Source organism: Vibrio marinisediminis (assembly GCF_014050145.1).
Taxonomy (GTDB): Bacteria; Pseudomonadota; Gammaproteobacteria; order Enterobacterales; family Vibrionaceae; genus Vibrio; species Vibrio marinisediminis.
Window position 1 is genome coordinate 17,791 of sequence record NZ_JACFYF010000006.1, and the last position, 20,748, is coordinate 38,538.

The 20,748-nt window shown below is 42.7% G+C and carries 16 protein-coding genes; 7 read left to right on the forward strand and 9 right to left on the reverse strand.

Annotation, left to right across the window (positions count from 1 at the left end):
* Positions 1-84 precede the first annotated feature (84 nt).
* The 6 genes from H2O73_RS11185 to H2O73_RS11210 form a co-directional block, all read right to left on the reverse strand.
* Complete coding sequence (locus H2O73_RS11185; protein ID WP_182108935.1) at positions 85-303, reverse strand: DUF2835 domain-containing protein; 219 nt, start codon at positions 301-303, stop codon at positions 85-87.
* A 71-nt stretch (positions 304-374) separates the two neighbouring features.
* The gene (pepN, locus tag H2O73_RS11190) at positions 375-2,981 is read right to left on the reverse strand and encodes an aminopeptidase N (protein WP_182108936.1); all 2,607 of its coding nucleotides are present in this window, start codon (positions 2,979-2,981) and stop codon (positions 375-377) included.
* A gap of 163 nt (positions 2,982-3,144) precedes the next feature.
* Complete coding sequence (locus H2O73_RS11195) at positions 3,145-3,816, reverse strand: hypothetical protein (RefSeq protein WP_182108937.1); 672 nt, start codon at positions 3,814-3,816, stop codon at positions 3,145-3,147.
* Between the two features lie 135 nt (positions 3,817-3,951).
* On the reverse strand, positions 3,952-5,946 hold the full coding sequence (gene prc / locus H2O73_RS11200) for a carboxy terminal-processing peptidase (RefSeq protein WP_182108938.1): 1,995 nt from the start codon (positions 5,944-5,946) through the stop codon (positions 3,952-3,954).
* Between the two features lie 17 nt (positions 5,947-5,963).
* Positions 5,964-6,596, reverse strand: a complete 633-nt coding sequence (gene proQ / locus H2O73_RS11205; protein WP_182108939.1) for an RNA chaperone ProQ — start codon at positions 6,594-6,596, stop codon at positions 5,964-5,966.
* A gap of 100 nt (positions 6,597-6,696) precedes the next feature.
* The gene (locus H2O73_RS11210) at positions 6,697-7,170 is read right to left on the reverse strand and encodes a GAF domain-containing protein (protein ID WP_182108940.1); all 474 of its coding nucleotides are present in this window, start codon (positions 7,168-7,170) and stop codon (positions 6,697-6,699) included.
* A gap of 121 nt (positions 7,171-7,291) precedes the next feature.
* On the opposite strand from H2O73_RS11210, the gene H2O73_RS11215 reads away from it, so the two are divergent.
* The 4 genes from H2O73_RS11215 to rsmF all read left to right on the forward strand — a co-directional run bounded on the left by H2O73_RS11215 (position 7,292) and on the right by rsmF (position 14,593).
* Complete coding sequence (locus H2O73_RS11215) at positions 7,292-9,088, forward strand: ABC transporter ATP-binding protein (RefSeq protein ID WP_182108941.1); 1,797 nt, start codon at positions 7,292-7,294, stop codon at positions 9,086-9,088.
* 27 nt (positions 9,089-9,115) lie between these two features.
* Positions 9,116-10,384 carry a PqiA/YebS family transporter subunit gene (locus H2O73_RS11220; protein WP_438696060.1) on the forward strand — a complete coding sequence of 423 codons (1,269 nt, stop codon included), beginning with the start codon at positions 9,116-9,118 and terminating at the stop codon, positions 10,382-10,384.
* The gene (locus tag H2O73_RS11225) at positions 10,377-13,010 is read left to right on the forward strand and encodes a PqiB family protein (protein ID WP_182108943.1); all 2,634 of its coding nucleotides are present in this window, start codon (positions 10,377-10,379) and stop codon (positions 13,008-13,010) included. Before H2O73_RS11220 ends, H2O73_RS11225 begins: the two co-directional genes overlap by 8 nt.
* 161 nt (positions 13,011-13,171) lie before the next feature.
* The gene (gene rsmF / locus H2O73_RS11230; protein ID WP_182108944.1) at positions 13,172-14,593 is read left to right on the forward strand and encodes a 16S rRNA (cytosine(1407)-C(5))-methyltransferase RsmF; all 1,422 of its coding nucleotides are present in this window, start codon (positions 13,172-13,174) and stop codon (positions 14,591-14,593) included.
* Positions 14,594-14,788: 195 nt separating this feature from the next.
* On the opposite strand, the gene H2O73_RS11235 is transcribed toward rsmF, so the two are convergent.
* Positions 14,789-15,622, reverse strand: a complete 834-nt coding sequence (locus H2O73_RS11235; protein ID WP_182108945.1) for a CvfB family protein — start codon at positions 15,620-15,622, stop codon at positions 14,789-14,791.
* Positions 15,623-15,722: 100 nt separating this feature from the next.
* Between H2O73_RS11235 and H2O73_RS11240 the strand changes: the two genes are divergently transcribed.
* Positions 15,723-17,093, forward strand: coding sequence for a hypothetical protein (locus H2O73_RS11240; protein ID WP_182108946.1), 1,371 nt, complete (start codon positions 15,723-15,725; stop codon positions 17,091-17,093).
* Positions 17,094-17,115: 22 nt separating this feature from the next.
* On the opposite strand, the gene H2O73_RS11245 is transcribed toward H2O73_RS11240, so the two are convergent.
* Positions 17,116-17,595 carry a PaaI family thioesterase gene (locus tag H2O73_RS11245; RefSeq protein WP_182108947.1) on the reverse strand — a complete coding sequence of 160 codons (480 nt, stop codon included), beginning with the start codon at positions 17,593-17,595 and terminating at the stop codon, positions 17,116-17,118.
* Positions 17,596-17,840: 245 nt separating this feature from the next.
* Here H2O73_RS11245 and H2O73_RS11250 point away from each other — a divergent pair, with 245 nt between their 5' ends.
* On the forward strand, positions 17,841-18,893 hold the full coding sequence (locus H2O73_RS11250) for a 3-deoxy-7-phosphoheptulonate synthase (protein WP_182108948.1): 1,053 nt from the start codon (positions 17,841-17,843) through the stop codon (positions 18,891-18,893).
* A gap of 17 nt (positions 18,894-18,910) precedes the next feature.
* Positions 18,911-19,396 (forward strand): YajQ family cyclic di-GMP-binding protein, encoded by a 486-nt coding sequence (locus H2O73_RS11255; RefSeq protein WP_182108949.1) that lies wholly within the window; start codon positions 18,911-18,913, stop codon positions 19,394-19,396.
* Positions 19,397-19,450: 54 nt separating this feature from the next.
* On the opposite strand, the gene H2O73_RS11260 is transcribed toward H2O73_RS11255, so the two are convergent.
* Positions 19,451-20,386, reverse strand: a complete 936-nt coding sequence (locus H2O73_RS11260) for a precorrin-2 dehydrogenase/sirohydrochlorin ferrochelatase family protein (protein ID WP_182108950.1) — start codon at positions 20,384-20,386, stop codon at positions 19,451-19,453.
* Positions 20,387-20,748 lie beyond the last annotated feature (362 nt).

Genomic DNA, 20,748 nt, shown 5'->3' on the forward strand with positions numbered 1-20,748 from the left:
AGGTTAACTATTTCCGGAGCAGTGAAGATGAAATGTTTGAGAATGTGATTAAGGTTTTGTTTAAACTTCTGCCAAATACCTTTGTCACAGAACTTCTAACTTAACGAATTTACTATTTTGGTCAGTTGTTAGGCGAAAGCGCCCTTTCAAACCTAATTGAGTGACAAATGGGCGAAACCTCGTTGCTGGTAACTGAAGACGTAAACCATTATCCGTCATTACGACGATGTTGTTTGCCGCGCCATTGTAATGAGTAAGGTAAACTTGATATGGGATATTTAGCGAGAAGTAGTAGTAATTCATGTCTTATCGTATTAGCCAAATGTGAAAAGCAGCGGCAATTGCCGCTGCTTTATATTATCAACAATCTCAGATTATGACTCTAACGCTTTCGATACTTTTTCGAATAAATCTTTCGCTAGATTATCCATTGCCTTTAGCTGTTCCAATTCGGCTCGAATCAAGGATTGACGTTGCTGGTCATACTTGCCAAGTTTTAGTAGAGGATCAACCAAACGTGATGCAACTTGCGGGTTAACGCTATTTAGCTCACGTAATATTTCACCGGCAAACTGATAACCAGAGCCATCAATGGCGTGGAAATGAACCGGGTTCATATTCAAAAACGAACCCACTAAGCTGCGAGTGCGATTCGGGTTTTTAAGGCTAAATGCTTCGTGATGCATTGTTTGCTTAATCACCTCAAGTACATTACCGGCTGGGTTACTGCCTTGTAATGCAAACCACTTATCCATCACCAAACCATCATGTTTCCACTTATCACTGTAGTCTGCCATGAGAGTTTCACGACATGCCAGTTGTGCTTGGTTTGCTGCTGCCATTGCTGCGATGGTATCTGTCATATTGTTGGCTTGCGCGTATTGGCTCTTAACCAATTCATTACCCTGCTCTGTATAAGCCAGGAATGAAAGTGCCGTATTTCGTAACGCACGTTTACCAATCGCATCATGGTCAATCGTGTATTCCGCTTGGTTCAAACTATGGTAAATAGCGCCAAACTCGTCTTGCAACTCAGCCGACAATTGAATTTTTATCGCTTTCAGTACTTGAGCAATCGCATCAACATCAACGGTTTTATACCAACCAGAAACTTCATTGTGGCTAGGCAATGAAAGCATTTCAGCAATGAAGGCTGGCTCTAATACTTCACTCAATACAACACCACGGAACGCATCAACAACTTCCGCAGGTAATGATGCAACTTTGCCTGCTTGAACGGCTTCAACATTGGTACGGATATACTTAGCCAAAAGCATTTGACCAGCATCCCAACGAGCGAACTCATTTTGGGCGTAAACCATTAGGAAAGTTAGCTCTTTGTCGCTGTAATCGTATTCTAATTTTACTGGTGCAGAAAATTCTCGAAGTAGCGATGGGATTGGCTGCTCAGTAACGCCTTCAAACACAAAGCTTTGCTTAGCTTGTGTCACATTCAAAACATTCGCCACTTTTTCGCCGTTACATTGTAACTCAATAACGTCACCAGCAGCGCTATACAACTCAACGTCAAATGGAATATGCAGAGCTTGCTTCTCTTTTTGATCGTGTGTCGATTCAGTCGATTGCTCTACTATTAAGGTATAGGTTTGAGCTTGCTCATTATATTCACTTGCAACCTTAACTGTAGGTGTACCCGATTGGTTGTACCACAAACGGAATTGCTGCAAATCGACGCCATTCGCATCTTCCATAGCTTTGACAAAGTCTTCACAAGTTGCCGCGGTGCCATCATGACGCTCAACATACAACTGCATGCCTTTCTGGAATCCTTCCTCACCAAGTAGTGTGTGGTACATACGAATCACTTCGCTGCCCTTTTCATACACAGTCAAGGTATAGAAGTTATTCATCTCAATGACTTTATCCGGGCGAATCGGATGAGACATCGGGCTTGCATCTTCAGCAAACTGAGGACCGCGAATAATACGAACATTATTAATGCGGTTCACGGCACGTGAACCCAAATCAGAGGAAAACTCTTGATCGCGGAACACGGTTAAGCCTTCTTTTAAGCTTAATTGGAACCAGTCGCGACAAGTCACGCGGTTACCCGTCCAGTTATGGAAATACTCATGGCCAATCACCGCTTCAATACCCAAGTAATCGGTATCCGTCGCAGTTTTTTCATTTGCCAATACAAACTTAGAATTGAAAACGTTTAAGCCTTTGTTTTCCATTGCGCCCATGTTGAAGAAATCAACCGCCACAATCATGTAGATATCAAGATCATACTCAAAGCCGAATCGTTCTTCGTCCCACTTCATTGAATTGATTAGCGAAACCATCGCGTGATTCGCACGGTCAAGATTGCCTTTATCAACAAAGATTTCTAACGTCACATTGCGCCCAGACTTTGTGGTGTATTGATCAGTTAGAACATCAAAATCACCCGCAACCAATGCGAACAAATAGGCTGGCTTTGGATGTGGGTCAAACCATTTAACCCAATGACGACCGTTGTCTAGTTCACCCTGTTCAACACGGTTACCATTGCTCAGCAAAAACGGATACTGAACTTTATCTGCTATCACCGTGGTGGTGTATTTTGCTAAAACATCAGGGCGATCTAAATAATAGGTAATACGGCGGAAGCCTTCAGCTTCGCATTGTGTGCAGTATGCTCCACCAGATTTATAAAGCCCTTCCAAAGCGGTATTCGCTTCAGGGTTTAACTCAGTAACTATTTCTAAGGTAAACATATTTGGTAGATTATGGATCTTCAACCCACCTTCAACTAATTCATAGTCTGTCCATTGCTGTTGATCTATACGTAGGCTCTTTAATGTCAGCCCATCGCCATCTAGCGCTAAAGTAGTACTCTCTTTCAGTTGTTGTACTTGAGACACAGCGGTGACAAGAGTTGCAGTATCGTGCAGTTCGAAAATTAATTCGATATCAGTAATAGTATGAGAGGGAGACTGATAATCTTTGCGATATTTGGCTTGAGGAGCTTGAGCCATTTCTAAATCCTTCTAACGAATAGTATTTGATTAACTAGCTTACAACTCTGAATGCAAAAAAACGAGGCATTCTCATTAATAACCTCGTTTTTTTACTGATAAATAGTCTTAATCCAAATGATTAGTCTAAAATATCGTCAAACACTCGATGAATACGGAAGCACTAGCGAATTCGATTTAATACCGCAAACATACCTCCTTCATCTGACTCTATGGTAAGTTTGTCGCGGTTCAATTTGTATCGAGCATTATGTTCACCATCTTCATAGAGCAGTACCAAATGTTCACCTTCCGTAAAGTAAACACCTCTTCTTACCGCTTCATCACCGTCTTGATTACTAACCTTAAATAGAAAGACGAAATCCGGCTGTAAGATCAGATCCATTTGATTGACTTCACTGGCCAGCAAATCGTCTCCAGCTAAATGTTCACTTGACCAAATACCGGCAAGCGAATTAGACAAGGCTTTGGTAAACATCACACCATTTAAGTTGAGCATATTGTGATTGCTGGCATAGCTATAAATTTGAGGCGCATCGGTGTGAAGTCCGAGAATGATCGTGTCTTCATTGGCGTTATACATGCCTTCCCAATGATCGACCGAAAAATCCCGCTTCTGGATATCGATTGAGAAATGATAATTTGAATCTAAGGTCAACTTAATCGCAATGAAGTTCTCTTGCGAAGAATCCGGCTCTGGATTAATCAAATACCAGTCACCGAGTAAAAAAGGATGGTCAAAATGACTTATAGCATCCAAATCTTTATCACTTGAGGCATTTGCGCTCCAGGCACTAAAGCTTAGACAGGCAAGAAAAATTGCTATCCATCTCATATTGCTTCCCCTCACTTTTTCTTTAAGCGTAGGCACAACCCTTCGAGAAAGCTAAATAAATTGATCTAGATCACATTAGTTTTTAGTAAAAAAAAAGCGAGCTACTAGAGCTCGCTTCATTATTAGTGGGTGACATTATTGAATCATGTCGACCATGATAGCAACCGACTCATCAAGATAAGGATCTGGCGCTTCGTAATCTTTCGGTATGTCATCCAATGTCTTGTACGTTTCTAAACCTTGCGCTTTTTGGCGTTGGTTTGTACGGTCCAAGCGGCGTTCGTCAGCTTCATCACTTATACGCTTACGCTCATTCTCATTTAATGACAAAGAGTTATCTTCTTTTTCTGCCTTGTATCGAACAATATCATCGGCAATAAAACCAAACTCTAAATCATTCGCGATTCGCGCTTGATGTTGTTTATCAAGTTGAGAAATAACATCATCGTTACGTTGTAACTGCTTATATTCCGCTTTCTCAATACTATCCCAAGGTAACGCATTATCTTCGACACTTTCACCAGTTTCAGCTGGATCAATCGGTGTTGGGTAAGCAATATCAGGTACAACACCTTTGTTTTGTGTACTACCACCGTCAATTCGATAGAATTTTTGAATAGTGTACTGAACATAACCTAACTCTTTATCAAATAAATCATAGATATGATTTAAAGAGCGATGTTGTTGTACTGTCCCCTTACCAAACGAATTCTCACCAACCACGATAGCTCGACCGTAGTCTTGCATTGCTGCGGCAAAAATCTCTGAGGCTGAAGCGCTGTAACGGTTAACTAGAACTAAAAGCGGACCGTCGTAGCTGATTTGGTCATCAGTATCAGCATTGACATTGATACGACCATAGCTATCACGAACTTGAACCACCGGACCACTAGTAATAAACAAACCAGAGAGCGAAGTTGCTTCCGTTAATGCACCGCCACCGTTATTACGTAGATCAACGATAACACCGTCAACCTTTTTCTCTTTTAGCTCAACCAGCAGTTTATCCGTGTCTTTTGATAGCCCTACGTAGAAACTTGGTACTTCAAGAATGCCAATCTTCTTACCGTCTTTTTCGATAATTTCAGATTTAACCGCTCGATCTTCCAAACGTACTTTGTCACGAACGATCGAAATCACTTCACTCTTGGCATCATTACCTTCAGGTAAGATCTCAAGTTTTACTGTCGTGCCTTTAGGTCCTTTAATTAGTTGAACGACATCATCGAGTCGCCAGCCAATCACATCAACCATCTCTTCGCCGTCTTGCCCAACACTCACAATACGGTCGCCTTCACCCAGTTTTTTGCTCTTCGCTGCAGGTCCACCAGCAACGAGTGAACGAATAACGGTGTAGTCGTCTGTCATTTGTAACACTGCACCAATCCCTTCTAGAGATAAGTTCATCTCTTGTTGGAATTGATCGGCATTACGCGGAGACAAGTAACTAGTATGAGGGTCAACTTCGCGCGAGAACGCGTTCATATAGAGTTGGAAAGCATCTTCATTGTTTGTCTGGCTTAAACGTTTTAACGCATTGTTATAACGCTTACCGAGGATCTCTTTAATTTCATCCCAGTTTTTGCCAGTCAATTTAAGATTTAAGGCATCGAATTTTACGCGCTTGCGCCAAAGCTCATCGAGTTCTTGTTGAGTTTTAGGCCAATCGGCTTCGCTACGATCAAGATCAATACTTTCGTCGACATCAAACTTCATCTCTTTATCTAATAGAGAAAGAGCGTAATCAAACCTTTCATAACGGCGTTTCATTGATTGGTTATAAATGTCAAAAGCAATTTGGTTGTCGCCTGCTTTTAACTGATCATCAATCGATGTTGCCCATTTAGAAAAGTTATCAATATCAGCTTGAGTGAAGATATTTTTGTTGAAATCAAGCATTTCTATATAACGATCGAATATCGCTTGCGAAAATTCGTCATCAAGAGAGAAATGTTTGTAATGAGAGCGGGTAAAGCGGGAAGTGACACGTTTACTTGCTGTTTGATGCTGAGCTTCTTGAGCCAGCGCAGGTAAATCGGTTAATTCAATTTTCGCTTCAAGTGCTTTCGCGGGCGTTGCCGCTAGCATTACACTAGCAGCAATCAGCGAAAAGTTTAAACGGCATTTCATGCGTAGGAGATTCTCCTTTATGCGCGCAGGTGCTCCGCTTTCACAACCATTTGTAGGCCGTTAGACAGTTGAACTCGCACATCTTCCTTATTGATTTCAACGATAGTGGCAGCCATGTTTCCTTTGCCCATGTTCACATTTACATCATTGCCAACTTTCATTTCGTCAGCATTTAGTAGACGTGTTTCTATTGGCTTAGTGGCTTTCGGCGCAGATTTCGCTTGTGGGCGACGAGCTTGCTGTGGTTTCTTACCTGCTGGTTTCGCTTTCGCTTGACCTTCTTCGCGAGTTTTCTTCACTTGCTCTTTGCGACGAGCTTGCACTTTCGCTTTGCTTTCTGCTAGTGCAGCTTTTGCGTGTTCTACGTGTTCTTCGTCTAGCTCACCACATGGGTTGCCATCTAAATCTACACGTACCGCACCTGGCTTAACACCGTGTAGGTAGCGCCATGATGAAGTGTACTGTCTTAACGCTGCACGAAGCTGAGTTTTACTTACTTTTTCGTCATCTGATAAGCGATCCGCAAGATCTTGAAAAATACCAATTTTAAGTGGTTGCGCTTCACCTTCTAAAGTAAAGCACTTAGGGAAACATTCAGCAATATATGCAATAACTTCTTTGCTGTTTTTTAACTTTTCAGTGTTTTCCATGGGGGTTCCTGGTTAGTGCGGACTATCCGCGAGCGTTAAGATTAAATATTTTTGGGTATTATAGTGACCTGTATAGGAAAAACCACACTCTAAAGCTAATTTATGCCTTGATAGCGTGTGAATTAAGCAGCTTTTCTACTTCTGCCATCAAAATAACCAGTCCTTTTTCATCTTCTTCGCTAAATCGACCAATATTTGGGCTATCAATATCGAGTACACCAGCGATTTTTCCATGCACGCTAAATGGAATGACAATTTCCGAGTTACTTGCTGCGTCACAGGCAATGTGTCCTTCGAATTGGTGTACATCATAAACACGCTGTACTTGATTCGTTTCTACCGCCGTTCCACATACACCACGCCCAACAGGAATACGAACACAAGCGGGTTTACCTTGGAAAGGTCCTAACACCAATTGGTCTTCTTCCATCAGATAGAAACCAACCCAGTTAATATCTTCCAGTTCCATATTCAGCAACGCACTGACATTCGACAAATTCGCGATCAAATTCGGCTCTGACTCAATAAGAGCCTGCGCTTGTTTAGTCAGTCGTTGATAAAATTCTTGGTTCATAATGACTTCCGTTTAATAACTTACAATAACTTGAACAACTGCTTCCAGTGAAAAGATGAGACTTATCAGGTTATTCTACGTACAATTACTTAGCCTATAAATAGTAAGCATTATCAATAGAATGACTGAAAACAACAACACTATTAGCCGTTCTTGGTTGATTTCACAAGTAAAAATACATAAAAACAAGCTGATTGTTGCTAATTTGGTTGCTGTTATTGCTACCTTAGTCAGCGTGCCTATTCCACTATTAATGCCCTTAATGGTCGATGAAGTGTTACTCAACCAGCCAAGTACCGGTCTGGAGATGATGAACAGCGTCCTGCCCGCTTCGATGCAAACTCCTACAGGCTACATTTTCTTCACTCTGTTGTTAGTTGTGCTGATGCGCACGATTGGACAAGTCCTCAACATCGTACAAAGCCGGCAATTTACGCTCGTTTCAAAAACCATTACCTATCAGATGCGCAGTAAAATGATTGATAAGCTTGGGCGCATCAGTATTAGGCAATATGAAACTCGCGGTAGCGGTGGGATCAACGCCCACCTAATTACTGATATCGAAACGATAGACCAATTTATCGGCTCTACTCTTAGTAAATTTTTGATCAGCTTATTTACTGTCATCGGTACCGCCGCGGTACTACTTTGGATTGACTGGCGTTTGGGGCTTTTTATTCTACTGGTGAATCCGCTGGTGATTTACTTTTCACGCCTACTAGGCAGTAAAGTAAAACACCTTAAGAAAAGAGAGAATCAGTCTTTTGAGCACTTTCAGAATCGACTGGTTGAAACCCTTGATGGAATCTACCAACTACGCGCTGCAAACAGAGAACGAGAATTTTTAAGTGAATTAAAACTCAGTGCCAATCAGGTCAGGCTGGATGCCGATAAATACGCATGGCAATCAGAAGCGGCTGGACGCGTCTCTTTTCTGCTATTCCTACTCGGTTTCGAACTCTTCCGCGCCGTTGCTATGCTAATGGTGTTATTTAGTGACCTTACTATCGGACAGATCTTCGCAGTATTTGGGTATTTGTGGTTTATGTTGTCTCCAGTACAAGAGCTGCTAGGCATTCAGTTTTCATGGTATAGCGCCAAAGCTGCCTTAGGACGGATTAATACTTTGCTTGAGTTGGAAGAAGAGTATCGACCAATGAGCAAGATAAACCCATTTCGTGATGACCAAGAAGTCGACGTTAATATTGAACAAGTCAATTTCTCTTACAATGACGAGACTCAAGTTTTAAAAAATCTGAACTTGCATATTCCCGCAGGTAAGAAAGTAGCGCTTGTCGGGGCGAGTGGCGGCGGTAAATCGACCCTAATCCAGTTACTCATTGGCGTATACCGCCCAACGTCTGGCGTTATAAAATTTAATCATCATAGCGCCGACGATATCAGTTTTGATGTAATACGTGACCAAATTGCCGTGGTTTTACAACAACCTATACTATTTAATGATAGCTTGAGGCATAATCTCACGCTTGGTAGCCACTACAATGACGATCAGCTCTGGCAAGCGCTAGAGATTGCTCAAATGCAGGATGTCATTTCACAGCTTAGCCAAGGGCTAGATACACAAATTGGTCGTAACGGTATACGTTTGTCCGGCGGTCAAAGGCAGCGGCTCGCCATCGCGAGAATGGTGTTAAGCAATCCAAAGTTTGTCATATTAGATGAGGCAACTTCTGCCTTAGACACCGCAACGGAAGCAGCATTACATCGGGCATTAACCGAATTTTTGAGCGGGCGCACAACCTTAATCGTTGCGCACCGTTTATCTGCCGTTAGACAAGCAGATATCATCTACGTTTTAGAAGATGGTCAGGTGACCCAAACAGGGACACACGGAGAATTAGTTGAACAACAAGGTTTATATCAAACCCTCTACGGGGCGGTTCAATCACACGGATAACTTCTTTGCTCGTGACGTGAGGGGGCAATATTGAGCTTACTCGCCCATAACACAGAGCCAAAACGAGTTCGCTTGTGTCCTGGCTGTGAGCTACCAATCGATATTATTGGCGTGAAGCAAGGAAAGAGTGCCTATTGCCCTCGGTGCGGCTCGCAACTGTACCGAGGTGGTCAACCGTCTTTATCGGGTAACCTAGCAATCGCCCTCACCTGCTTATTGCTATTTATACCGTCACACTTCTTTGATTTCCTCAGTATTCGGCTGTTCGGTCAAATGATACCGGCAACCTTAGCGACCGGGGTAGTCACTCTCTTTAACGAAGGTTACGTCTTTCTTTCGTTGCTTGTCGCATTTTGTAGCTCACTTGCGCCACTGCTTGTTTGCGGTGCAGTTGTCACCGCACATATCGCGCTTCACACCCGCACATTTAAATTACTTAAACACTCTTTATGGATTGTCCATCACCTCAAACATTGGGTGATGATTGATGTATTCCTAATTAGCGTGGCGATCTCTTGTTTCAAATTACAAGATTACTCAGACATTTTTGTCGGTACGGGTTTATATGGGCTGATACTGTTACAACTTTTCACCGTTCTATTGGTGAGCCGCTTTAGTGTTAGACGTTACTGGGAATCATACAAACATGAATCACAGTATCCGTTTGAGCATAAAGATGTGCATTGCATTACTTGCCACTTATCTCAACCCAATGGTAAACGGTGTGTGCGCTGTGAGAGTACGCTATCTCATCGCTCGCCCAATTCGATGCAAAAGACCACGGCTTACCTAATAGCAGCATCTATCGCCATATTCCCAGCAAACTTGATCCCAATTTCAATTCTGCTGACCAATGGGAAACGTTTAGAAGACACCATTATTTCCGGTGTCGCTGCGCTCATTAAAAATGGTATGACAGGAATTGCCATCATTATCTTCGTCGCAAGTATTGTCGTGCCAGTAGCAAAAATACTCGGCTTAACTTATATCTTACTCGCGGTAAAGTTTAAGCGTCGTATATTCCACCGCCAAAGAATGACCATCTATTTCGTAGTTAAATGGATCGGTAAATGGTCGATGATGGACCTGTTTGTAATTTCTATAATGATGTCCTTAGTTGACAGAGGTCAAATCCTTGATTTTACACCGGGTTATGGAGCTGTTGCTTTCGGTATTGTTGTGGTATTAACCATGTTGGCAGCAGACAGTTTTGATCCTCGATTTATTTGGGAAAATTACAATCAGAGTAATTCGTCCAAGACAACATCTACACAACAAGAGCCTTTTAATGAGTAATTCTACGTCTTCGCAAAATTCTTATTCTCCCGATGTGAAGCGCAATCGCGGTATTTCTCCTTTATGGATACTGCCTATTGTCACCATGCTGCTTGCGGGTTGGTTGGTTTTTAAAACCATTCATGACGCTGGGCAAAGAATTGAAATTCATTTCTCCGACGCACAAGGTTTAATTGCGGGTCGAACCACCATTCGCTATCAAGGTCTTGAAGTCGGTATGGTTCGCGACATCAACCTTTCTAGTGATCTACAAAGTATTTATGTGGACGCCGATATCTATCCAGAAGCGGCTAAATTATTAACCGACAAAACTCGTTTTTGGATGGTGAAACCGACGGCTTCTCTTTCAGGGATTTCTGGGCTTGATGCGCTGGTATCGGGCAACTATATCGCGATTCAACCCAGCACCGAGGAAGGCAATCCAAAAACCAAGTTTGTGGCTTTAGATAGAGCGCCTGCCGATTTGCTTGCCAACGAAGGACTCAACATTAGCCTGAAAGCACAAGACCTAGGTGGCATTTCTATCGGATCGCAAATTCTTTACCGCAAGATCCCAATTGGTGAAGTCTACAATTACCAACTCGATAAAGAGAGTAAGAACGTTATTATTCAAGCGTCTATTCGCGATGAATACAGCAACATTATTACCGACGAAAGCCGTTTTTGGAATGTGAGCGGAATTGGCGCTAATGTAGGTTTCTCTGGTGTCGATATACGCTTAGAAAGCTTAACAGCGCTCATTGGCGGCTCTATTGCTGTGGATTCTCCCGATCGTGGTATGCCTATTGCGGAAAACATGCAGTTTAAGCTTTACCCTGATCTTAAAACCGCAGGTCGTGGTATTCCAATTAACATCGCCCTACCTGATGACAACAAAATCAGCCCCTCTGGTGCGCCGATCATGTATCGCGGTATTGAAGTGGGCCAAATTACTGATTTGCAATTGAACGATTCTCGCAATCAAATTGTGGCTTCTGCAGCGATTCAACCCGCTTTTAGTGACATGCTGACCAGTGGTAGCCGCTTTATTTTGGAAGAAGCCGATGTTTCTTTATCGGGCGTGGAAAACCTCACCAATTTAATCAAAGGTAACTTCTTAACCCTTGTACCCGGTGAAGGCGACAAAACCCGTAAATTCAATGCCATTCGTAAAAATGAATTTAAGAAACAGCAAGCTCAATCTGTGGCTATTGAACTATACGCCGACAATTCATTCGGTTTAGATGCCGGTGCAAAAGTACTGTATCGTGGCGTTGCTGTCGGTGATGTCATCAAAACAACGTTAGCCAAAGACAAAGTCCGTTTCGACATTTTAGTCGACAAACGCTACCAAGATTTGATTCGCTCGAACAACCGATTTTTTGTCACTGGAAGTGCAAGTGCTGAGCTGACGGAATCGGGATTAAACATCACCGTACCGCCAGCAAAGCAGCTGCTCACGGGGTCAATTAGCTTTGTCAGCGAAGGAAGTAGCAAAGCAAACTCTCACTACCGGCTTTATCAAAGTAAGTCATTAGCCGAACTAGCTAAGTACAACCTCTCTGGTTCACGTGAAATTACCTTGATTGCTGACGAGTTACCGCCAATCTCCAAAGGTAGTCCACTACTCTATCGCAACCTTAAAGTAGGTAGCGTGGCAAACTACAAGCTCTCTAGTGACCATATATTGGTGACCTTAAGTATTGAGAATCAATACAAACATTTGATTAATGAACAAACCGTATTCTGGAATCGCTCCGGTGTAGAAGTGGATGCAACATTAACAGGAATCAGTGTTAAAGCTGCCCCATTGAAAACCTTGCTAGAAGGCGGCATTGCCTTTGACTCTATGCCAGGCGTCGAAAACCAAGACGGAGAGTATTGGAAGCTATACAGTGACTTCAAACATGCGCGCAAGGCTGGATTTGAATTAACCCTATTTGCTCATGGCGACAATAACGTCTCAGTCGGGACTCAAATTCAGTACAACAGCATTAAGGTGGGCGAAGTTAGCGCGGTTATCCCTAACTTTGAAAATAATGACGTCGAATTAAGAGCTCGTATATTACCTGAGTACGCGCAAAAGATTGCTCGTGAAGGCTCCTATTTTTGGCTTCCTCAAGCCGAAGTAGGTTTGAGTGGCGTTAAGAACCTGAAAAACCTACTCAGTCAATCGATCAACGTTAAAGTTGGCTCAGGCAATCCTAGCGAACATTTTGAATTGCATACTCAGCCATACCAACCTCAAGGTGTGCAGTTTATCTTACAAAGTGAAGCGCGAGGTTCTGTTACTCAAGGTACCCCTATTCTCTACCGAGAAATCGAAGTAGGTAGTGTTACTAGCGTTAAGCTGGGTGAATTTGCCGACCGAGTGATCACCGAGATTTCTATTGATGCTGATTATGCTTACTTAGTACGTCAGAACAGCGTTTTTTGGAATAGCTCTGGCGTTGATGTTTCTATTGGTATCACAGGGGCAGATATAAAATCAGGTACAGTTGATAGCCTTCTACGCGGAGGGATCACTTTCGCAACCCCTGAAGGCGCTCAATTACAAGCCACCGCTAAGCACGGGCAGTCTTTCCTTCTTTACTCGACGCCTGAAGAAAGCTGGAAAAAATGGCGAACAGCGATACCAAAACCATAAACACTCATTCAAAACGCAGCTCTGGCTGCGTTTTCTTTATCCCCTTGATGAATTCAAGAGCTAGGTATATCGGATTATTCGCGAGAATGGCGCAGCCACTCGCCTCGCAACGGTATTTGAGTATATAATCGCGCTAAATTTATTATCTTCGAGTTTGTATTTTGCACGCTAACGTATACCTCCCAGAAGCATTCCTCACTGAGATGGCGACTATTCTTCCTAGTTCACTTAACATGGAAGACTTTATCGCCGCTTGCCAACGCCCGCTACGCAAAAGCATTCGCGTGAATACATTGAAAATTTCTGTCACCGATTTTCTTGCTCGCGCAGCGGAAAAAGGTTGGCAACTCGAACCTGTGCCTTGGTGCAACGAAGGTTTCTGGATTGATGCTGACGAATCCCTTGTTCCACTTGGTAATACTGCCGAACATATGGCGGGCTTATTCTATATACAAGAAGCTAGCTCAATGATGCCAGTTTCAGCGCTATTTCAAGCTGATGATGCCTTTAACAGTGTATTGGATATGGCAGCCGCACCCGGCTCTAAAACAACCCAGATTGCCGCCAAAATGGATAATCACGGCGTACTAGTTGCCAACGAATTCTCAGCAAGCCGTGTAAAAGTGCTGCATGCCAATATTGAGCGATGTGGCGTGAGAAATGCTGCACTGAGTAACTACGATGGTCGTGTATTTGGTGGTTGGTTACCCGAGCAGTTCGAAGCCGTATTGATAGATGCACCATGTTCTGGAGAAGGCACGGTTCGCAAAGACGCCGACGCAATGAAAAACTGGAGCAAACAAGCGGTCATCTCCATTGCCGAAACGCAAAAAGATCTGATTGAAAGTGCATTCCATGCTCTTAAACCTGGTGGTGTTATGGTTTATTCAACTTGCACACTCAGCCTTGAAGAAAACCAACAAGTTTGCCATCACCTTAAGCAAACGTTTGGTGATTTGGTAGAATTTGATAGCTTGGCGGATCTATTCCCTAATGCTGATAAAGCATTAACAGAAGAAGGTTTCTTGCATATTTTCCCACAAGTCTATGACTGTGAAGGCTTCTTCGTCGCCCGTATTCGCAAACTCGGCTCAGTAACCGCTCCAGAAGTGAAAAAACGCCTTGGTAAATTCCCATTTAGCAAAGCAAGCAACAAAGTGGAACAAGAGATCGCAAAACAACTAAAAGAGACACTGGGTGTTACGCTTCCAGAAAATAGCCAAGTGTGGTTACGTGATAACGATGTATGGTTGTTCCCTTCTGCGCTCGAACCAATGCTATCTGAATTTAAGTTCTCTCGAATGGGAATTAAAATCGCCGAAGCACACAAAAAAGGTTACCGATGGCAGCACCAAGTCGCTACAGCACTTACGAATGGTAATGAAGCCAATTATGTAGAACTTTCTATTGATGATGCACGTGAATGGTTTATGGGTCGCGACGTACGCCCGAGTGAACAATCAGGCAAAGGCGAGGTTCTTGTTAAGTTTGCTAACGATGTGATTGGATTGGGTAAATGGGTAGGAAATCGAGTTAAAAATGGCCTTCCAAGAGAATTGGTGAGAGATAAGAACCTTTTCTAACCGTATGAAATAAGTTGTAAGCTCTAGTGAACCCGAGCAATAACCGGATAATGCACTACAATTATAGTTAGTCATAATTGATTATATTCATACGGTTAGCGCAGGCTCGGAATAGAGCCCTTCCCCTAGGCCCGGATCAGGATAAGATCTGGGCCTTCTTTTATCTACGCTAATTACCTAGCGCTTCAAGGGAAGCTAGTTTAAGCGAATACCATCTTTTTCAATGGTAATTTTACCTTGCTTATATAAACCACCGATGGTTTTCTTAAACGTCCCTTTACTGGTACGGAAAGCATCAAAAATCGCTTCTGGTGCTGATTTATCATTCAATGGCAAGAAGCCACCTTTCTTCTCAAGCAATTCAATAACTTTACTGCTCAAGTCATCCATTTTCGCGACACCAGTTTTTTGTAAAGAGAGATCCACTTTACCGTCTTCGCGTACCGCCTTCACATAGCCCTTTAATCGCTTACCAACAAACAGTTTGCCAAACACATCAGAGCTAAAAATCATACCCCAGTGTTCACCATTCACAATGGCTTTGAAACCCAACTCACTACGTTCAGCAATAATTAAATCTACTTGCTGGTTAGCGGTGTAATTTGCTGGAGTTTTATCTAGCCACTTATTGAATTTAGTCGTGCCGACGATACGACCAGAGGCTTTATCCGTGTATACGTACACGAGAATAGATTGACCAACATTCAAGCGACCGCGCTGTTCACTGTATGGGATCAAAAGATCTTTTTCTTTAATACCCCAACTAGCGAACGCACCCGTGTTATTCACACCTTCGATCTGCATTAAACCCCATTCACCAACTTGAGCGATTGGCGTTTCTGTTGTGGCCGCTAGTTGATTGTCAGAGTCAAAATACAAAAATGCATCAATAAACTGACCTACTTGAATTCCTTCAGGAACATGGCGTTTAGGTAAAAGAGTGGTGCCAAATTCACCCGCATCAAGAAAAACGCCAAACTCAGCATTTTTCACAACTTCTAGGTGGTTTACTTGACCGACATTAATCATTGTATTTTTTCTCTGTAACACTTAATTTGAGGCGATTATAGCGAAACTCTGGTATGCTTGCGCCAGATAATTCGAACTTTTTTCCCTCCGGAGCACTCCCTTGATCACCGTTGATAAGCAGGACGGCATCACGCTCAAGATTTCCCATTCGATGGCATCCAGCAAAAAGGCTAATCTTGATCTTTATTTCTTCGTTCCTGGTGAGCTTGGTCTTAACCCAGATGTATTAAAAGAGACTGAGTTTTATTACGAGTCTATTGTACAAAAACGTGCCTATTACAGTGACAAAATTCTGTTGCCATTGGTCCATAGTCGCCTAGCAAAGCGAGGACGACTGTCCACAACTCAGTATCGTGTGAGTTTGAGCCTGTTCGCCTATCAATATGTAATTGCACTCGATAGAGCGGTTAATCAATTAAATCGACACGAAACAGACTCAGTCACTGATGAAGAAATCGATGCGGTCATTGAACTTGCCATTGATATTCTAAAAAAACTGCGCCGTGGTATTCCTTACGAAGAAAACCTAAAGCGCTATTACGCCAATATCGATAACTATTTATCCTGGTATACCGAGCAAAAGTTTCTCTCTCTTGTTTCACATATGCCACGTGACGGTGAATACAAAACACTTAAAGATCGCTTAATTACTATTGTTGAGAAAGAGAAAGCGCACCGAAAGCTTAACAACTACAACTCTCCTGCCACACGTGACGACGTAACGAGAATGAGCAACAAAATGCGCTTACTGCGCCGTTTGATTGAGCACCCTATCATTCTTAAAGAACGCACCACGTCACTGGGTAAAAACATGAAACGGATTGTGAAAGGTCTTGCCACAGGCTTTGTGATGGTATTTGTCACCACCACAGCAATCCTTGCACGAGATTACTGGGGAGAGATCACCGCCTCATTCATTGTGGCGATGTCGTTTGTTTATGCGTTAAGAGAAATCTTTAAAGATGACCTGCGTGATGTGTTGTGGCGATGGTTCCGTAAAGGCAAACCGCGTTGGAAAAAGCGTTACAGCGATCCAACCACCAACAAAGTCGTAGGACAAAAAACCGAATGGCTTGATTACCTTGCGCTCAATAAGCTGCCAGATCGAATCATGTATATTCGCAAAAAACGGACTGCGCAGCGTGAAGAGCAAATCCTTCACTATCGTTCTGAAACCGAGATGGCTACCTCTCGCTTTATGAGTGGCTATGAAGAAACTCGTGAATCCATGTTTGTCAGCATGCGCACTATCACTCGCTTGATGGACAAAGGTTCCAACCGTGTTTACTTACTCAATAATGGTCAAGTTAGCCGTGAATCGGTTGAGAAGCGTCATCTACTGAACTTAATCGCCAAAGAAGACCGACTTGACGGTAAACCGCGCTACTATCGCTGGAAGATAATTTTGAACCGTACAAAAATAGTGGCAATTGAACGGGTAGATATCGATCCTCAAGCTCCGCTCCCTTAAGCAATCGTCTCATTAGAATCGCTTAACGTTTAGATTGTTTGATTGACAATGTTAGTTCAAATACCGCCATCGGCTCATCACCATGAAGTGATGGACAGGTGGCGGTGATTGTGACCGCTTTGTTCACCCTTTCACCAGTTGCAATGGCTTCGTCAAGCATCTCATCGATTAGCTTGCCATCATTACAAGTAAACAGCACATCAGCTTCCGGGCGTTTTAAAAATTCGCCTTTGACTGATTTGAAAGCTAAAGAAATCCTTTTTCCTCTTTGTTGTGCTTTGCCCATTGCCATAAATCCGCCAGCAACATCCGCCCCCACAGCCAATACACCAAAATACATACTATTAAGATGATTCTTGGTTCTTCTTCGAAGCGGGATGATCACTTCAACTTTGTTCTCATCAAGGCTAATAATTTTAGGGCGCGACAGCCAAATAAACGGCACTTTAAAGAAACCAAAACTCGACAAATAAAAATTCGCTTTGCGAATTGGAGACAACATTGCATTCATAATCAACTGGTCAGATGTGTTAGCGATAACCTAGTTGTATATTGTTTTGATACAATGTCAACATACCATTAACATTATTGAGAGTTACACGCAGTTAAACGGTTACATTGTCACTCCATCAGACTTACTTTGGTTACTTTGTTATAAGTTAAAGCTTAAGATTTTGTAGAAGTGGTTTATACCTCATTGTGTTTCCGTTATATTTAGCGCTTCGTAATTAAAGAACAGGCTGCAGTATGCCACTTAAAACCGACGAATTAAGAACCCAAGCTATAGGTCCAATGCCGACTCCGGCTGAGTTGAGCCACACTTACCCAATTACGGATGATGTCGCCGATCGTATCGCAAACTCACGCCGCCAAATTGAACGTATTTTGGTTGGCCAGGATCAACGTCTTCTTGTAATCGTTGGTCCATGCTCGGTGCATGACACTGAAGCCGCCCTTGAATACGCAACACACCTTGCCGCGGTTCAAGAACAGTACAAAGACGAACTGTTTATTGTCATGCGCACGTATTTTGAGAAACCACGTACCGTTGTAGGTTGGAAAGGTTTAATCACTGACCCAAATTTAGATGGTTCATACGCACTTGAAGCGGGTCTGAACAAAGCTCGCGAGCTACTGCTTGATATCAATAAACTTGGTTTAGCAACGGCTACCGAGTTTCTTGATATGATCACTGGCCAGTACATTGCCGATCTCATTACTTGGGGCGCAATTGGTGCTCGTACCACCGAATCACAAATTCACCGAGAAATGGCCTCTGCGCTTTCTTGCCCAGTTGGATTCAAAAACGGCACTAACGGCAACATTAAAATCGCTATTGATGCGATTCGCGCAGCTCAAGCTTCGCACTACTTCTACTCGCCAGATAAAAATGGTCGTATGACAGTTTACCGTACAAGCGGTAACCCATTTGGTCACGTGATTCTTCGTGGTGGCGATCAAGGTCCAAACTTTGATGCTCAATCAATCGAAGTTGCTTGTAATCAGCTTGCAGAGTTCGACCTGCCGCAACGACTTGTGGTAGATTTCAGTCATGCAAACTGTCAAAAACAACATAGAAAACAAATCGATGTCGCAAAAGATATTTGCGAACAGATTAAATCTGGCAGTACTTATATTGCAGGTATAATGGCAGAGAGCTTCATTGTTGAAGGCAATCAGCCAATGGATGATTTATCCTCCCTAACCTACGGTCAATCTATTACCGACCCTTGTTTAAGTTGGGAAGATACTGCAACCATGTTGGAACTATTGGCGAACGCTATTAAAGCGCGCCCTTAAATTTAGAGGAAATTTACATGCCATCTTTTGATATTGTTTCTGAAGTTGATGCAGTTGAACTGCGTAATGCCATTGAAAACGCACAACGCGAACTAACAACTCGATTCGATTTTAGAAACGTAGCTGCCGAGTTTGAGCTACAAAAAGATGAATCTGTAAAACTCAGTGCGGAAGGCGACTTCCAGCTGAAGCAAATGCGTGACATTCTTCGTAGCCACCTAACTAAACGTGGTGTTGATGCGAACTCAATGGAAGCAAAAGAGCCTGAAGCAACTGGTAAGAACTGGCATCAAGTTGTGGTATTCAAGCAAGGCATTGATACCCCAACCGCTAAGAAAGTGGTTAAAGCACTGAAAGATGCAAAAATGAAAGTTCAAGCATCGATTCAAGGTGAAAAAGTTCGTGTTACCGGTAAGAAGCGTGACGACCTACAAGCTGCTATCGCGTTAATTCGTGAAGCTGAACTTGGTCAACCGTTCCAATACGAAAACTTCCGTGACTAATGTAAACATTTGTCACGTATGAAATAGCAGAAGCCCGCCATTCGGCGGGCTTCTTTATGCTTTCGCTAAAGACAACCTTAAATCTTTGCCTATCAGCAAATTATATTTTGCCGATTTTTCAGCAATGAAGACAACGACTCTAAGCTTGGCGTCGATGGCCATTTTTAATTGTTCACCCAGACGGGCTTCATCACTAAATTCAATGCGCTCAGCATCTCTACGCACACTATCAACAAATACAAACGGGCACTGCTGAGGATAAAGCACCAGTTCCGCTTTCTGCATTAACCTCAACGCTTTTAGCGACAACAATTCAAAATCATCACCGTACTCAATCCAAGTCACTGAGCCCTTGTCAGTGACATTGTCACTAAGAAGGTGTTGATATTGAGCCTCTAACTGCTGCCGATTCGTTGCCGATTCCACTAGCGGAAGGTCAAAAAACGTTTCCCAAAACTTACGCCTCAATTCCACACTAGGCAGTTTTTGCTTAATATCAGTACGCTTTGATGCACCAAATTCCGCTTGTAAAGTTAAGTTCTGTGGCAGGACATACTCAAATTGTTGACGAATGTTCCTCACCAAGACTGGTGACGCTCCACCGCTGGATATCGCGATTTGTATTCTCCCACGGTTAACAATTGAAGGCGTGATAAAATCACAATACGGTAGATCGTCGACTACATTCACTAGAATGCCGCGCTTCTTCGCATCTCGATAAACTTGATGGTTAAGCTGAGGGTTATCCGTTGTCGCCCAAACTTGAACAAACTTCGAATCCATGACTTCATTGGAATAGAAGTTTTGCTGCCACTGGCACTCACCTTGACTCACAAGTGTTTGCAGAAAATCTTCGATAGCGGGAGAAATAATCGTCACTATTGCACCTGCTCTTACGAGCGTTTCAACTTTTCGGCACGCGACTTCTCCGCCTCCCACGACTAAGACTGGCTTACCTTTAAGATCTAGAAACATTGGAAAGTACTGCATTTCACCCCTCACCTTGATAACAATCAACATATTACTCTGAATTTTCAGAGACTGATAACAGATCGTTATTGTTAACGTTTATTTAACAAGTATATTGCGCCAATTAAATGCCTGTTTCATAGATCTCTGACTTGATTGATAAATATGAGACCAACGCGGTATTTACAATTAATTAACACTTCGTCATTCTATTTGTGCCTAGGATTGTGATTCTAATCAAAAATCTTTTTAAATTATACATTTGAGAATATGCAGATCCTTTCCTAGTCTTATAACTAGTTGATTTACTGAACTGTGTAATTTTACAGCTTTGTAAAGCCAACATAATTAATAAACACAATATTACTTACATTCGTTGTATC